Genomic DNA, 15,574 nt, shown 5'->3' on the forward strand with positions numbered 1-15,574 from the left:
CTCGGGTCGTGCTACTGGGTGCGGTTCTCACCGCGGTAGTACTCGAAGACCCAGCCGTACAGGCCGATCAGGATCAGCGGCGCCGAGAAGTACATCAGCCACCAGCCGATCGCGATCGACAGGAAGGCGAGCGCGCCGCCGACCGCGAGGGAGAGCGGCTGCCAGCTGTGCGGGCTGAAGAACCCGACCTCGCCGGCGTCGTCCGCGACGTCCGCCTCCTTGTTGTCCATGGCACCCGCGTCGACCCGCCGGGCGGTGAAGCCCAGGTAGAAGCCGACCATGATGCACAGCCCGAAGGCCAGGAAGAGCGCCGTGGTACCGGCCGGCTCCTTCGACCACACGCCATAGACCACCGCCATGGCGAGGACGAAGACGCTCAGCCACATGAACATCTTGCCCTGAACCTTCACTTGCCGGCCTCCTTGCCACCAGCCAGAGCCTTCTCACCATGAGGCGCGTTCTCGAGCTGGTCGAGGGCCGCGATCTCAGGGTGGTGCAGGTCGAACGCCGGGGATTCGCTGCGGATCCGCGGCAGGGTGAGGAAGTTGTGCCGCGGCGGCGGGCAGGAGGTCGCCCACTCCAGCGAGCGGCCGTAGCCCCACGGGTCGTCGACGCCGACCGGCTTGCCGTACTTGGCCGTCTTCCACACGTTGTAGAGGAACGGCAGGATCGACATGCCGAGCAGGAACGAGCTGATCGTCGAGATCGTGTTCAGCGCGGTGAAGCCGTCGGCCGCCAGGTAGTCGGCGTAACGACGCGGCATGCCCTCGGCACCCAGCCAGTGCTGGACCAGGAAGGTGCCGTGGAAGCCGATGAACAGCGTCCAGAAGGTGATCTTGCCGAGGCGCTCGTCGAGCATCTTGCCGGTCATCTTCGGCCACCAGAAGTGGAAGCCGGAGAACATCGCGAAGACGACGGTGCCGAAGACGACGTAGTGGAAGTGCGCCACCACGAAGTACGAGTCGGAGACGTGGAAGTCCATCGGCGGCGAGGCCAGGATGACACCGGTCAGACCACCGAAGGTGAAGGTGACCAGGAAGCCGGTCGCCCAGAGCATCGGGGTCTCGAAACTCAAGGACCCCTTCCACATCGTTCCGATCCAGTTGAAGAACTTCACGCCGGTCGGTACGGCGATGAGGAACGTCATGAAGGAGAAGAACGGCAGGAGCACACCGCCGGTGACGTACATGTGGTGGGCCCACACCGTCACGGACAGGCCGGCGATCGCGATGGTCGCGCCGATCAGGCCCATGTAGCCGAACATCGGCTTGCGGGAGAAGACCGGGATGACCTCGGAGATGATGCCGAAGAACGGCAGCGCGATGATGTACACCTCTGGATGGCCGAAGAACCAGAAGAGGTGTTGCCAGAGTAGGGCGCCGCCGTTTGCCGAGTCGAAGACATGGGCACCGAACTTGCGGTCCGCCTCCAGGGCGAACAGCGCGGCCGCGAGGACCGGGAAGGCGAGCAGGACCAGCACCGCGGTCAGCAGCACGTTCCACACGAAGATCGGCATGCGGAACATGGTCATACCCGGCGCGCGCATGCAGATGATGGTGGTGATGAAGTTGACCGCACCGAGGATCGTGCCGAAGCCGGAGAAGGCCAGACCCATGATCCACAGGTCGGCGCCGATGCCCGGCGAGCGGACCGCGTCCGACAGCGGGCTGTAGGCGAACCAGCCGAAGTCGGCCGCGCCCGACGGCGTGAGGAAGCCGCCCACCGCGATCGTCGAGCCGAACAGGTAGAGCCAGTAGGCGAACATGTTCAGCCGCGGGAACGCCACGTCGGGCGCGCCGATCTGCAGCGGCATGATCCAGTTCGTGAAGCCGGCGAACAGCGGCGTCGCGAACATCAGCAGCATGATCGTGCCGTGCATCGTGAACGCCTGGTTGAACTGCTCGTTCGACATGATCTGCAGACCGGGCCGGGCGAGCTCGGCGCGCATCAGCAGCGCCATGACGCCGCCGATCAGGAAGAACGCGAAGGACGTGACGAGGTAGAGCGTCCCGATCGTCTTGTGGTCAGTGGTGGTGAGCCACTTGATCACGACGTTGCCGGGTTGCTTGCGCCGGACCGGCAGCTCGTCCGCGTAGTGGGACTCTGCCGCGGCACCCTGGGGTTCGTTGAGGATGCTCACAGGTTGTTCGTCTCCCGGTTCTTCTCGTGGCTCGTCTGCGCGATGCCGGCGGGAACGTAACCGGTCTGCCCCTTCTTGGCGAGGTCCTTGAGGTGCTGCTCGTAGCGCTCGGGGGAGACGACCTTCACGTTGAACAGCATCCGGGAGTGGTCGACGCCGCAGAGCTCGGCACACTTGCCCAGGAAGGTGCCCTGCTTGTTGGGGGTCACCTGGAAGGCGTTGGTGTGGCCCGGGATGACGTCCATCTTCATCAGGAACGGCACCACCCAGAAGGAGTGGATGACGTCACGCGAGGTGAGGACGAAGCGGACCGTCTTCCCCTCGGGGAGCCACAGCGTCGGACCCGGGTTGCCGGTCTGCGGGTTCCGCGTGCCCGGCGTACCGACGTCGTAGACACCGCCGGCGTTCGCCGGGAATTCCTTCTTGAACCGGTCCGGGATCGCGGCCAGGTTCTTGTCGGTCTTCGCATTACCGGTGACGCCGTCGACGGGCGCGATGTAGTTGAAGCCCCAGCTCCACTGGTAGCCGACGACGTTGACGGTGACGTCCGGCTTCTTGTCCGTGAGGCTGAGGAGCTTCGTCTCGTCGCGGGCCGTGAAGTAGAACAGCACCGAGACGATGATGAGCGGAACGACCGTGTACAGCGCCTCGATCGGCATGTTGTACCGGGTCTGCGGAGGGACCTCGACCTTGGTCCTGCTGCGCCGGTGGAACATCGCGCTCCACAGGATCAGGCCCCACACCAGCACGCCGGTAGCGAGCGCGGCAGCCCAGGAACCCTGCCACAGGGAGAGGATCCGCGGAGCCTCTTCCGTGGTCGGGGTGGGCATACCAAGGCGGGGGAAGTCTTCCCAGTTGTACGAGCAACCGGTGGCTGTCGCCAGGACCAGGCCCGCGGTCATTGCCTGCAGCAGCTTCCGCCGCATCGGGCGCCGCGGCGAGCGGTCGGAGCCGTTGGGACTCACGTAGCGCCTTCCCGAGAGTCTCGCCCGCGCGGATTGGCTGCGGCCTGCCTTCTTCGGTGGTCGGTCGCCGCCCTGCGTCGGGCAGGGGTTTGGATGTTTATGCGGACCAAACCCTAGCCGACGCGTTCCGGGGGTTCGCGGGGAGGGGTGCCTACTCACTCCATGGGTTCGCTTGTTTGGCGGGTGCGGGTTGTTTGTGGCTGTTCGCGCCCCGCGGCGCAGCCGCTGACGTCACCGCCCCGCGCCCCTTTGGGGCTGCTGTCCTGCACCACGTCTTACGGTTGCCATGTGTCCTACTTCGACGCTGCATCTGCTGCTCCCCTCCATCCCGTCGCTCGTCAGGCGTTGTTGGCCTCGCTCGATGAAGGGTGGGCGGATCCCGCACGCCTGTACAGGGAAGGACGTAAGGCCCGACTGCTCCTGGACGCCGCGCGTGAGGCCGCTGCCGAGGCCGTTGGCTGCAGGCCGGACGAGTTGGTCTTCACCTCCTCCGGCACCCGGGCGGTGCACGCAGGCATCTCGGGCGCGTTGGCGGGGCGGCGGCGCATCGGGCGTCACCTGATCGTGTCAGCTGTCGAACACTCCTCGGTGCTCCATTCGGCCGAAGTGCACGAGGCGGACGGCGGGTCGGTGACCGAGGTGCCTGTGCTGCGGTCGGGGGCGGTGAGTGTCGAGTCGTACGAGAGCGTTCTTCGGTCGGACACCGCGCTGGCCTGTCTTCAGTCGGCCAACCACGAGGTGGGGACGGAGCAGCCGGTGGCGGAGGTGGCCGCCGTGTGCCGGGAGGCCGGGGTGCCGTTGTTGGTGGATGCGGCGCAGTCGTTGGGGTGGGGGCCGGTCGAGGGGGACTGGTCGTTGTTGGCGGCCAGTGCGCACAAGTGGGGTGGGCCGTCCGGGGTGGGGCTGCTCGTCGTGCGGAAGGGTGTGCGGTTCGCTCCCCAAGGGGCCGTGGACGAGCGGGAGTCCGGGCGGGCGCCGGGGTTCGAGAACCTGCCCGGCATCGTCGCGGCAGCGGCTTCGCTGCGGGCGGTGCGTGCCGAGGCGGCGCAAGAGGCGGTACGGCTGCGGGAGCTGACGGAGCGGATTCGGGTGCGGGTGGCGGAACTGGTGCCCGATGTGGAGGTCGTGGGCGATCCGGTGCGGCGGCTGCCCGGGATCGTCACCTTCTCCTGTCTCTATGTCGACGGGGAGACATTGCTGCACGAGCTGGACCGGGAGGGTTTCTCCGTCTCGTCCGGGTCGTCCTGTACGAGCAGCACGCTGACGCCCAGCCATGTGCTGAAGGCGATGGGGGTGCTGAGTGAGGGGAACGTGCGGGTTTCGCTGCCGCTCGGGACGCCGCGGGAGGACGTCGAGCGGTTCCTGGAGGTGCTGCCGGGGGCGGTGGCGGGGGTGCGGGAGAAGCTGGGGGCGCCTGTTCCCGTGACGGTGCGGCAGGAGGACACGCTGGTCGTGGATGCGCTGGGCAAGCTGTGCCCGCTCCCCGTCATCGAACTGGCCAAGGTGATCGGCGACGTCCCGGTGGGCGGCACGGTCAGGGTTCTGGCCGACGACGAGGCGGCCCGCCTGGACATCCCGGCGTGGTGCGAGATGCGGGGGCAGGAGTACGTGGGCGAGGAGCCGGCGGACCAGGGCTCGGCCTATGTGGTCCGCCGGGTCTCGTAACCCTTCGGGGAGTTACGCCAGGTACTTCTGGACCTCGGCGGCGGCCTCGTCGCCGTACGCCTTGGTGAAGCGGTCCATGAAGTGCGCCCGCCGCAGCTGGTACTCCTGGGTGCCGACCGTCTCGATGACCAGGGTGGCGAGCATGCAGCCGACCTGTGCGGCCCGCTCCAGCGAGACCCCCCACGCCAGTCCCGACAGGAACCCCGCGCGGAAGGCGTCGCCGACACCCGTGGGGTCGGCCTTGCGGTCCTCCTCGGGGCAGCCGACCTCGATCGGGTCCTCGCCGTCGCGCTCGATACGGACGCCGCGCGCGCCGAGCGTGGTGACGCGGTGGCCGACCTTGGCGAGGATCTCGGTGTCGGACCAGCCGGTCTTGGACTCGATCAGGCCCTTCTCGTACTCGTTCGAGAAGAGGTATGTGGCGCCCTCCAGCAGTATCCGGATCTCGTCGCCGTTCATCCGGGCGATCTGCTGGGAGAAGTCGGCGGCGAAGGGGATCTGGCGGGAGCGGCACTCCTCGGTGTGGCGGAGCATCGCCTCGGGGTCGTCGGCGCCGATCAGGACCAGGTCGAGGCCGCCGACGCGGTCCGCGACGGTCTTCAGCTCGATCTGGCGGGCCTCGCTCATCGCGCCCGTGTAGAAGGAGCCGATCTGGTTGTGGTCTGCGTCGGTGGTGCACACGAAGCGGGCGGTGTGCAGGGTCTCGGAGATACGGACCGAGTCGGTGTCGACGCCGTGCCTGTCCAGCCAGGCGCGGTACTCGTCGAAGTCGAAGCCGGCGGCGCCGACCAGGAGCGGGTTGGTGCCGAGCTGACCCATGCCGAAGGCGATGTTCGCGCCGACGCCGCCCCGGCGTACGTCGAGGTTGTCGACCAGGAAGGAGAGCGAGACCGTGTGCAGCTGGTCCGCGACGAGCTGGTCGGCGAAGCGGCCGGGGAAGGTCATGAGGTGGTCGGTGGCGATGGAGCCGGTGACTGCGATGCGCACGGCGGGGACTCTCCTGAGGGGAGACGGATTGACAGTTCACGCTACCGGGTCGTAGCAGCGCTCTGAAGTGGCCAAAACTACCCGATAGTAGATCTTTCTTCGCGGGGTGCTGCGTGCATACGGTTCCGCTATGACGAACCTCAAGGTCCACTCCCCGGCCCCGGTCGACCTCGAAGGCGACATGGCGTCGCTGTGGGGGGACTGCGCCAGGATGGTCCCGCACTGGGCTGCTCCCGACCGGGTTGCTTCCCGCCCGGTCTCCCCGTCACTCATCCACGGCGTGCAGGTGCCACCGAAGTCGGCCCGGCTGCTGGACGCGATGTCGGACTACGGCGACTGAATCCGGCTGCGTAGTCCGGATCGGCGCCTTCGAGGGAACCGCGCGCTCCCCCGGTGCGTCCCATCGCCGTCCCCCGTAAAGGGGATGCGCGATACGACCCCCCGCAGGCCGTTTTGACAGGGCCGGGTCAGGGTCATGGACAGCACGGTGAAGGAGCGATGCGGTGACTACCGAGCAACCCGACAAGGACGCCGCCGGCCCCGCCGAGGAGCGGGAGGACACCGGCTCCACGGCGGAGCGGGGTGCCGGGCGCGAGCAGCGGGCCGAGGCAGAAGAGGCTCGAGGCGTCACGGAGGGCGATGCGGAAGCTGCCGAGGCGGACGCCCCCGAGTCAGGAGCCGCCGAGGTCGAGGGGACCATGGCCGCCGAGGCCGAGGAGAACAAGGCCGCCGAAGCTCCTGCGACCGAGTCGGGTGACGGTCCTGCGACCGACGCCGGCGACGACGACATCCCCGACGCCACTCCCGGTCCCGAGGCCGAGCACCCCCGCCCGCCCCGCCGCCGCTCCCCCGTGCTCATCGCCTCCGTCGCCGCCGCCGTGCTGCTCGTCGGCGGTGGTGGGGCCTATCTCGCGGCGTCCGCCACCGGCGGCTCCGGCGGCGCTACGAACTCCGGGACGCCCGGTGACGGCGGCACTCCCCCGCCGCTTGCCCTCGACGGCTACTCCGAGGGCGGTACGAACGGGATCGCGCCCGGCGAGCCCAACCCCTACGGCGTGACGTACAAGATCGACGGCAGCCTCCCCGACGGACCGGACTCGGCGCCCGTGTACCGCGCGTCCGGCGAGGTCACCAAGGACGAGGTGGCCCGGCTGGCGAAGGCGCTCGGGCTGGACGGGACGCCCGTGGCGACGGGGCAGGCCTGGCAGGTCGGACCGAGCAAGGACGGATCCGGGCCCAGTCTCGTGGTGAACAAGCAGGCGCCGGGGACCTGGACCTTCCATCGGTACGCGGCCGGGACCGACGCCTGCAAGAGCATGACCGTGTGCACGCAGGACCCCGCCAACCCCGCCGGCGACACGGTGAGCGAGGCGGCCGCGAAGAAGGCGGCGGCGCCGGTGCTGAAGGCGTTGGGTCAGGACGACGCGAAGGTGGACGCGAGCCAGGTCATGGGCGCCCAGCGGGCGGTGAACGCCGATCCGGTGGTCGGCGGACTGCCCACCTACGGCTGGTCGACCGGGCTGACCGTGAGCGCACAGGGCGAGGTGGTGGGCGGCAGCGGCCAGCTGAAGGCGCCGGTGAAGGGGGACACGTACCCCGTGCTGGGCGCGCAGAAGACGCTGGACCTGATGAACGCGGCGCCGACCACCGACCACCGCATGGGCATCGGCGGCTGCGCCAGCCCCGTACCGCTGAAGGACCGGCTGGAGGCGCCCTGCGGCCAGTCGACCTCGACCTCTGGGGCGACGGCCACGCCCGCGAAGGAGACCGTCACCGTCGACAAGGCGGTGTTCGGGCTGGCCGCGCGGGCCGTGGACGGGCGGCAGGCGCTGGTGCCGTCCTGGCTGTTCCAGGTGAAGGGCGCGGGCGCGCAGAACGGCTTCACGGTGACGTATCCGGCCGTGGACCCGAAGTACCTGGCCTCGAACTCGCCCTCCGGCGAGCCCACCCCGTCGGCGACCGCACCGAGCGACGAGCCGACCTCGGGGCCGGTCACGCGTGACGTCGCGGTGGAGGGCTACACGGCCGACGGCAGGGACCTGACGGTGACCTTCACCGGCGGGGTGTGCGCCGACTACGCGGCGAAGGCGAGCGAGACCTCCAACAAGGTGACCGTGACGGTGACCGAGACCAAGGAGCGGGGCAAGGTCTGCATCATGATCGCCAAGGAGATCGAGAAGACGGTGCAGCTCGACGAGCCGCTGGGTGACCGGAAGGTCGTCGGCTCGGACGGCAAGGAGATCCCGCTGATGAAGCAGGGGGCGCGGCTGCCGCGGACGTCGGCCGGCGTGCAGTAGCGCTGCAGATACACGAAGGCGGCGGCCCTGTCGGAGGGGGCCGCCGCCTTCGGCGTGTTCAGTTGTTCAGCAAGCCGGCTTCAGGGCTCAGCTGAAGGAGTCGCCGCAGGCGCAGGAGCCCGTCGCGTTCGGGTTGTCGATCGTGAAGCCCTGCTTCTCGATGGTGTCGACGAAGTCGATGGACGCGCCGCCCAGGTAGGGGGCGCTCATGCGGTCGGTGACGACCTTCACGCCGCCGAAGTCCTTGACCACGTCGCCGTCGAGGGAGCGCTCGTCGAAGAAGAGCTGGTAGCGCAGGCCGGAGCAGCCGCCGGGCTGAACGGCGACGCGCAGTGCCAGGTCGTCACGGCCTTCCTGGTCGAGCAGGGCCTTGACCTTCGCCGCGGCGGCGTCGGACAGGATGATGCCGTCGGTGACGGTGCTGGTCTCGTCCGATACGGACATCTACATCTCTCCCGGGTTGTACGGAGACTGCTTGCCGACGATTGCAACCGCCGGGGCCGCGGATTCATTCCGCGCCGAGCAACTTGTCTTTTCGCCTGTCCTTTCATGCTCGCACACCGGCGGGAAAGCGAACAGCGGCCCAAAGGTCACCTGCCGGCCAGGCACCGGGATTCATGTCACATCGACGTTATGACCATCGTCAAAGTGACGTGAAGCGGGTTATGATAGATAGCGTCAGTTCGACGAGAAGCACTCCCGCAGAGAACATCCGCAGAACAGAAAGGGTGCGTGTCGTGACCACCGCCCAGACCACGGAGCTCGACGTACAGCCGACTCCGCTCGCCCTGCTGCTGCTCGGCCGCGAGGCCGACCCGAAGAGCGAGCGGGGCGTCGAGTGCCCCGGCGACCTGCCGTCCCCGTCCGACCCGGACCTCGTGGCCCGCGCCCGCGCGGCCAAGGAGAAGCTCGGCGACAAGGTCTTCGTGCTCGGCCACCACTACCAGCGCGACGAGGTCATCCAGTTCGCCGATGTCACGGGCGACTCCTTCAAGCTGGCCCGGGACGCGGCCGCGCGCCCGGAGGCCGAGTACATCGTGTTCTGCGGTGTGCACTTCATGGCCGAGTCGGCGGACATCCTGACGTCGGACGACCAGAAGGTGGTCCTGCCCGACCTCGCCGCCGGCTGCTCGATGGCCGACATGGCGACGGCCGAGCAGGTCGCCGAGTGCTGGGACGTGCTGACCGAGGCCGGCATAGCCGAGCAGGTCGTGCCCGTCTCGTACATGAACTCCTCCGCGGACATCAAGGCGTTCACGGGCAAGCACGGCGGCACGATCTGCACCTCGTCCAACGCAAAGAAGGCCCTGGACTGGGCCTTCGAGCAGGGCGAGAAGGTGCTGTTCCTGCCCGACCAGCACCTGGGCCGCAACACCGCCGTCCGCGACATGGGCATGTCCCTCGAGGACTGCGTCGTCTACAACCCGCACAAGCCGAACGGCGGGCTGACCGCGGACCAGCTGCGCGCCGCGAAGATGATCCTGTGGCGCGGTCACTGCTCGGTGCACGGCCGGTTCTCGCTCGACTCGGTGAACGACGTGCGCGAGCGCATCCCGGGCGTGAACGTCCTCGTCCACCCCGAGTGCAAGCACGAGGTCGTGGCCGCGGCCGACTACGTCGGTTCGACGGAGTACATCATCAAGGCCCTGGAGGCGGCCCCGGCGGGCTCCAAGTGGGCCATCGGCACCGAGCTCAATCTCGTACGGCGCCTCGCCAACCGTTTCGCGCCCGAGGGCAAGGAGATCGTCTTCCTCGACAAGACGGTCTGCTTCTGCTCGACCATGAACCGCATCGACCTGCCCCACCTGGTCTGGGCGCTGGAGTCGCTGGCCGAGGGGAACCTGGTCAACCGGATCGAGGTCGACAAGGAGACCGAGGCGTTCGCGAAGCTGGCGCTGGAGCGGATGCTGGCGCTGCCGTAGCCGTGTGCCCCGCTGTCACCCCGATGCGGACTTCCGCTCGGGGTGCGCGGGGTCGAGGGAGAAGACCGTGCCGTCCGGCGTGCTCACGACCACTGCGCCGCCGTACAGCAGCACCTTGGACTTGGTCACGTCACCGCTGGCGAGCTGGTCGGCGCGTGCGCCCGTCTCCCACAGCAGCTTGCCCTTCCGGGTGTCCAGGGCCCCGACCCGGCCGCTGGTGCTGGCCAGGTAGAGGGTGCGGGTGCGGGCGTCGTACGTGGGCTGTCCCGAGCCCTCGACGTCGGTACGGGTCTGCCACAGCTGTTTGCCGGTCAGCGGGGACACGGCGGTCACCTGGCCGTTGGCCCCGGTGATCCACAGGGTGCCGGCGGCCAGCCGCACCGCGCCGTCGTAGGTCTTCGTCAGCTTCGTCGTGGTGGCCGCGCCGGTGTCCGGGTCGAGCAGCCGGATCTCGCCGAACTTCAGCTCCTCGGGGCGCACCGGGCCGCTGTCGCCGCCGACCACGAAGGCCAGTCGGCCGCCGACGGTGCCGAGCAGGCCGCTCGCGTTCGGGGTGTTCAGACGCCGGAGCACCGATCCGTCGGCCTTGTTCAGCTCCAGGAGTACGGCGTCCTTGTTCGCGTCGTCCGGGAAGCAGTGCGCGTACAGGCGGGAGCCTTCCGTCGCGAACTGGCAGTAGTCGCCGGAGGGCAGCTGGGTGGTCCAGCGGTCGGTGCCGGTGCGTGGGGAACGGGCCGTCACCAGCCGACCGCTGGTGTCGGGGGTCAGGATGAGGTCGCCGGACACGATCTGGTCGACGGTCACGTTGTTCCGCTCGCGGGCCCACAGCTGCTCGCCGCTCTCGGTGTCGAGGGCGACGATGCTGGCCTTCGTGCCCCCGTCGGCCCCGTAGACGTAGTGCTGGAGGAGCATCGCGTCGTCCCGCACCCCGAGGAGTTCGAAGTTGTCCCGCGCCGAGTCCGCGCCCTCGGCGGAGGTGGCGAGGGCGGAGCGCCAGACGGTTTTGCCCGTACGGCCGTCCAGACGGACCGGGAGGACGTTGTTGCCCGCGCAGTAGACCGCGTTCTCGTACCGCTCGCAGGTGGCGTCGCCCGGGTCTCCGTTGTCCTTCGCCAACGGGTTGACCTCGCCCAGCGCCGCCGTCTTGAACATCGTCGTCTGCCAGGGCTGCCAGCCGGTGGGCACGGCCGGCCATCGGGAGTTCGCGGACACGGCGGAACTCGCCGCCGGGGCACCGTCCGGGAAGCCCGGGCCGAACCGTATGTACCACCCCGTCCCCAGGGCCAGTACGCCCACCGTGCAGGCCACCGCCAGCCATGGGCGGACCCTGCGGCCACGCGTGCGCCCGAACCGAGTGACCTTTCCGGGCGCCGCGTGGCCGGTCCCGGCGTAGGTCTCCTCGAAGGTCCTCAGGTCGGCCAGGCGGAGGGTCGTGGTGTCCGGGTCCATGGGGTCGGACTCGGGCAGGGCCTCGGCGAACTCCTTGGCCAGTACGTCCAGTTGAGGCCGGTCGGCGGCGTCCTTGACCAGACAGCGCTCCAGGACCGCGCGCAACGGCCCCGGTACGCCGTCCAGTCCGGGCGGCTCGTGGACGACCCGGAAGGCGGTCAGGTACGGGCTGTCGGCGTCGAAGGGGCCGCGTCCGGTGGCCGAGAAGACCAGGAGCGCGGCGAGCGAGAAGACGTCCGAGGCGGGTCCGACCGTGCGGGCGTCGGTGAACTGTTCCGGTGACATGAAGGGCGGAGTGCCGATCATCTGGCCGGTCTCGGTGAGGGTCTGGTGGTTCTCGGCGGCGCGGGATATGCCGAAGTCGATGACGCGGGGGCCGTCCTCGGCCATCAGGACGTTGGCGGGCTTGAGGTCCCGGTGCACCACTCCGGCCCGGTGGATGTCCTGCAGCGCCTCCACCAACCCCAGGGCCAGCCGCCGCAGTTCGGTGCCTTTGAGCGCGCCGTGGTCGCGGATCCGTTCGGCGAGGGAGCTGCCCGGCACGTACTGGGTCGCCATCCAGGGCCGTATCGCCTCCGGGTCGGCGTCCACCACGGGCGCGGTGAAGGCACCGCTGACCTTGCGGACGGACTCGATCTCCTGGCGGAAGCGGGCGCGGAAGACCCTGTCCTCCGCGTACTGGGCGTGCACCACCTTGACGGCGACGTCACGGCCCGAGCGCGATCTGCCCCAGTAGACGACGCCCATGCCTCCGGAGCCGAGCCGGTCGACCAGCTTGTACCCGCCGACCGATTTCGGGTCGTCCTTGTGCAGTGGCACCGCCGGGATCCCCTTCACCGTAAAGCAGTTCGAGGCACAAGATACATAACCGCGAAACGGCGGCGGCCGGGTGCCGAACCACAGGGGTTCGCCACCCGGCCGCCGTGGGACTCGGGCCGTCACACGCCCGCGGGCTCCGGCTCCTGCACCGGTGTGCCCGTCTTCGCCGCCTTCTTCGCCGCCCGCTTCTTCGCGCGGCGCTCCTTGCGGAGTTCGAGCATCGCGTAGAGCGTCGGGACGAGGAGGAGGGTCAGCAGGGTCGACGTGATCAGGCCGCCGATGACGACCACCGCGAGCGGCTGGGCGATGAAGCCGCCCTCGCCCGTGACGCCCAGGGCCATCGGGAGCAGGGCGAAGATCGTCGCCAGGGCCGTCATGAGGATCGGGCGCAGACGGTGGCGGCCGCCCTCGACCACGGCCTCCACGACGCCGTAACCCTGCTTCCTGTACTGGTTGATCAGGTCGATCAGCACGATCGCGTTCGTCACCACGATGCCGATCAGCATCAGCATGCCGATCATCGCGGGGACGCCCATCGGGGTGCCGGTGGCGACCAGGAGGCCGATCGCGCCCGTCGCCGCGAAGGGGATCGAGACCAGGAGGATCAGCGGCTGGGCCAGCGAGCGGAAGGTCGCGACCAGGAGCATGAAGACGATCGCGATCGCCGCCAGCATCGCCAGGCCCAGGTTCTTGAACGCGCTGTCCTGGTCGGAGGTGACCCCGCCGATCTCGGCCGTGGCGCCCGCCGGGAGCTTCAGGGCGTTGATCTTCGACTGGAGCTTGGTGCTGACCGCGCCCGTGTTGTCGCCGGTCGGCTTCGCCGTGATGGTGGCGGCCCGCTGGCCGTCGATACGGGTCATCGAGACGGGGCCGTCGACCAGCTTCACCGTGGCGATGTCACCGAGCTTCACCGGGCCCAGCCGGAGGTTCTTCAGCTGGTCGACGGTCGTCGCCGGCTTCGCCGACCTGATGACGACGTCGCGCTCGGTGTCGTCCAGGATCGCCTTGGCGGCGGTGGTGCCCTTGACCGCCTGGGCGACGGCGGCGCCGAGCGTCTGGTCGTTGAAACCGGCCGCGGCCGCCTTGGAGTTGGCCTTGACCGAGATGCGCGGCACGCTCTGCGACAGGTCACTCGTCACGTCGGTGACGTGGTCCAGGCCCGCCACCGCGGTACGCACCTGCTCCGACGCCTTGCGCAGGACGTCCGCGTCGGCCGCCTTCACGACCACGCTCAGGTCCTGGTTGCCGAAGCCGTCACCGGCCGAGACCGTGGTCGTACCGATGCCGGAGAGCTTCTTCAGACCCGCCTCGATGGCGTCGGTGACGTCCGTGGACTTCGCGTCGTCCTTCAGCATCACCTGGTAGGACGCCTGGTTGGTGTCCGTGCCGCCGCCGAAGGCCGCCAGGAAGCCGGACGAGCCGACGGTCACCTGGTAGTCCTTGACGCCCTTGGTGTCCGCGAGCAGCTGCTCGACCTTCTTCGCCTGCTCGTCGGTGGCCGCCAGGCTGGTGCCGGGCTTCAACTCCTGCTTGACGGTGAGGACTTCCTGCTCGCCCTGGTCGAAGAAGTTCGTCTTCAGCAGGGGTGCCATGCCGAAGGTGCCGATCAGGATCACGACCGCGAGCAGCACGCTGGTCAGACGGCGACGGGTCGCGAAGCGCAGGACGGGCACGTAGAAGCGCTGGAGGCGGCTCTTCGCCTCCTTCTCCTCGGCCTTGCGGCGGGCCTCCTCGGCGTCGTCCGGTGTGCCCTTGGGGGCCCGCAGGAACCAGTACGACAGGACCGGTACGACCGTCAGGGAGACCAGCAGCGATGCCAGCAGGGCCGCCGTCACCGTCAGGCTGAACGGGCCGAACAGCTGGCCCACCATGCCGCCGACCAGGCCGATCGGGAGGAAGACGGCGACCGTGGTGAGCGTGGAGGAGGTGACCGCGCCGGCGACCTCGCGGACCGCCTTGAGGATGGCCTCCTGGCGCTCCTCGCCGTAGCCGAGGTGCCGTTTGATGTTCTCCAGGACCACGATCGAGTCGTCGACGACCCGGCCGATGGCGATCGTCAGCGCGCCGAGCGTCAGCATGTTGAGCGAGAGGTCCCGCGTCCACAGCACGATCAGGGCGAGGACGACCGAGAGCGGGATGCTCACCGCGTTGACGAGCGTCGAGCGGATCGACGCGAGGAAGACCAGGATGACCAGGACCGCGAAGAGCAGGCCGAGCCCGCCCTCCGTCGTCAGGCCGGAGATGGACTTGGAGACCGCCGGGCCCTGGTCGCTGACGACCGTGATCTTCGTGCCGGCGCCCAAGTCCTTGCGCAGGTCGGGGAGTTTGTCCTTGACCGCGTCGGAGATGGCGACCGCGCTGCCGTCGTGGTCCATGGTGACCTGGACGGCGAGGGAGGGCTTGCCGTCGGTGCGGGTGATGGAGTCGGCGGTGGCCTGCTGCTGCTCGACGGTGGCCACGTCCCCGAGGCGGACCGGCTTCTTGCCGCCCTCGCCCGTGACCATCAGGTCCTGGATCTGGGCGAGCGAGGTGAAGCCGCCGCCGACCTGGACGGTGCGGTTCTTGCCGTCCTCGGCGAAGGATCCGGCCGGGACGGTCGCGCCGCCCGCCTGCAGGGCCTGGGCCAGGGACTGGGTGGTCAGTCCGGCGGCCGCCAGCTTCTTGTCGTCCGGCGTGACCGAGACCTGCAGGTCGCGTACGCCGCCGACGGTGACCTGGCCGACGCCGCCGATGTTCTTCAGGTCCGGCACGACCGTCCTGTCGAGCTGGTCGGCGAGGGCCTGCTGGTCCTTGTCGGAGCTGACGGCGAGGACGACGGTCGGGATGTCGTCGGTGGAGCCGGCGACGACCTGCGGGTCGACGTCGTCCGGGAGCTGGACGCGGGCCCGGTTGACGGCCTGCTGGACGTCGGCGACGAGCTGCTTGGTGTCGGGGCCGTAGTCGAAGGACGCCATGATCACGGCGTTGCCCTCGCTGGCCGTGGAGGTGACGCCCTTGATGCCGTCGACCGCTTCGAGGTTGTCCTCGAGGGGCTCGACGACCTGCTTCTCGACCACGTCCGGGGAGGCGCCCTGGTAGGGCGCGAGCACGGACACGACCGGCAGTTCGATGGAGGGCAGCAGTTGCTGCTTGAGCTGGGGTATCGCGATCGCCCCGAAGGCGAGCGCGATGATGGACATCAGACCGATCAGGGCCCGTTGCGCGAGGCTGAACTTGGACAGCCAGGACATGGGTCAGGAATCTCTCTTCTGGAGCGGCAGAAGTGGTGGCTCCTAAACCCTGTGGCATCTGTGAGTGCTGTTTCGTAGCCCCCAGGTCCATTTCCTTATA

The 15,574-nt window shown here is 69.0% G+C and carries 11 protein-coding genes; 4 read left to right on the forward strand and 7 right to left on the reverse strand.

Features of this window, described 5'->3' with window-relative positions:
- Positions 1-11: 11 nt before the first annotated feature.
- Genes ACFY1L_RS26400 through coxB form a run of 3 tightly spaced genes read right to left on the reverse strand, consistent with a single transcriptional unit; the run spans position 12 to position 3,105 of the window.
- Entirely contained in the window at positions 12-410 is a 399-nt protein-coding gene (locus ACFY1L_RS26400; RefSeq protein WP_388829110.1) for a cytochrome c oxidase subunit 4, read from the reverse strand.
- On the reverse strand, positions 407-2,140 hold the full coding sequence (ctaD, locus tag ACFY1L_RS26405; RefSeq protein ID WP_388829113.1) for a cytochrome c oxidase subunit I: 1,734 nt from the start codon (positions 2,138-2,140) through the stop codon (positions 407-409). The genes ACFY1L_RS26400 and ctaD overlap by 4 nt, the downstream gene beginning before the upstream one ends.
- Positions 2,137-3,105 carry a cytochrome c oxidase subunit II gene (gene coxB, locus ACFY1L_RS26410; RefSeq protein WP_388829116.1) on the reverse strand — a complete coding sequence of 323 codons (969 nt, stop codon included), beginning with the start codon at positions 3,103-3,105 and terminating at the stop codon, positions 2,137-2,139. The genes ctaD and coxB overlap by 4 nt, the downstream gene beginning before the upstream one ends.
- Positions 3,106-3,393: 288 nt before the next feature.
- Between coxB and ACFY1L_RS26415 the strand changes: the two genes are divergently transcribed.
- On the forward strand, positions 3,394-4,770 hold the full coding sequence (locus tag ACFY1L_RS26415) for a cysteine desulfurase/sulfurtransferase TusA family protein (RefSeq protein WP_388829119.1): 1,377 nt from the start codon (positions 3,394-3,396) through the stop codon (positions 4,768-4,770).
- A 12-nt stretch (positions 4,771-4,782) separates the two neighbouring features.
- On the opposite strand, the gene ACFY1L_RS26420 is transcribed toward ACFY1L_RS26415, so the two are convergent.
- Positions 4,783-5,757: a carbohydrate kinase family protein gene (locus ACFY1L_RS26420; RefSeq protein WP_388829122.1), complete on the reverse strand. Its 975-nt coding sequence runs from the start codon at positions 5,755-5,757 to the stop codon at positions 4,783-4,785.
- A gap of 130 nt (positions 5,758-5,887) precedes the next feature.
- Between ACFY1L_RS26420 and ACFY1L_RS26425 the strand changes: the two genes are divergently transcribed.
- On the forward strand, positions 5,888-6,097 hold the full coding sequence (locus ACFY1L_RS26425) for a hypothetical protein (RefSeq protein ID WP_388829125.1): 210 nt from the start codon (positions 5,888-5,890) through the stop codon (positions 6,095-6,097).
- Positions 6,098-6,260: 163 nt separating this feature from the next.
- Entirely contained in the window at positions 6,261-8,054 is a 1,794-nt protein-coding gene (locus ACFY1L_RS26430) for a hypothetical protein (RefSeq protein ID WP_388829128.1), read from the forward strand.
- 87 nt (positions 8,055-8,141) lie between these two features.
- Here ACFY1L_RS26430 and ACFY1L_RS26435 read toward each other — a convergent pair whose 3' ends face one another.
- Positions 8,142-8,498 carry an iron-sulfur cluster assembly accessory protein gene (locus tag ACFY1L_RS26435; protein WP_030582488.1) on the reverse strand — a complete coding sequence of 119 codons (357 nt, stop codon included), beginning with the start codon at positions 8,496-8,498 and terminating at the stop codon, positions 8,142-8,144.
- A 293-nt stretch (positions 8,499-8,791) separates the two neighbouring features.
- Here ACFY1L_RS26435 and nadA point away from each other — a divergent pair, with 293 nt between their 5' ends.
- Entirely contained in the window at positions 8,792-9,976 is a 1,185-nt protein-coding gene (gene nadA, locus ACFY1L_RS26440) for a quinolinate synthase NadA (RefSeq protein WP_388829132.1), read from the forward strand.
- A gap of 15 nt (positions 9,977-9,991) precedes the next feature.
- Here nadA and ACFY1L_RS26445 read toward each other — a convergent pair whose 3' ends face one another.
- Entirely contained in the window at positions 9,992-12,244 is a 2,253-nt protein-coding gene (locus tag ACFY1L_RS26445) for a PQQ-binding-like beta-propeller repeat protein (RefSeq protein ID WP_388829135.1), read from the reverse strand.
- 119 nt (positions 12,245-12,363) lie between these two features.
- Positions 12,364-15,474 carry an efflux RND transporter permease subunit gene (locus ACFY1L_RS26450; protein WP_388829138.1) on the reverse strand — a complete coding sequence of 1,037 codons (3,111 nt, stop codon included), beginning with the start codon at positions 15,472-15,474 and terminating at the stop codon, positions 12,364-12,366.
- Positions 15,475-15,574: the final 100 nt, after the last annotated feature.

The sequence above is a fragment of the Streptomyces sp. NPDC001663 genome, assembly GCF_042893105.1.
In the GTDB taxonomy this organism is placed as follows: Bacteria; Actinomycetota; Actinomycetes; order Streptomycetales; family Streptomycetaceae; genus Streptomyces.

What these genes read in the sequence shown, in the direction of transcription:
- ACFY1L_RS26450 (WP_388829138.1), bottom strand. Translation starts at nt 15,474, where the DNA reads ATGTCCTGGCTGTCCAAGTTCAGCCTCGCGCAACGGGCCCTGATCGGT.
- ACFY1L_RS26425 (WP_388829125.1), top strand. Translation starts at nt 5,888, where the DNA reads ATGACGAACCTCAAGGTCCACTCCCCGGCCCCGGTCGACCTCGAAGGC.
- ACFY1L_RS26435 (WP_030582488.1), bottom strand. Translation starts at nt 8,498, where the DNA reads ATGTCCGTATCGGACGAGACCAGCACCGTCACCGACGGCATCATCCTG.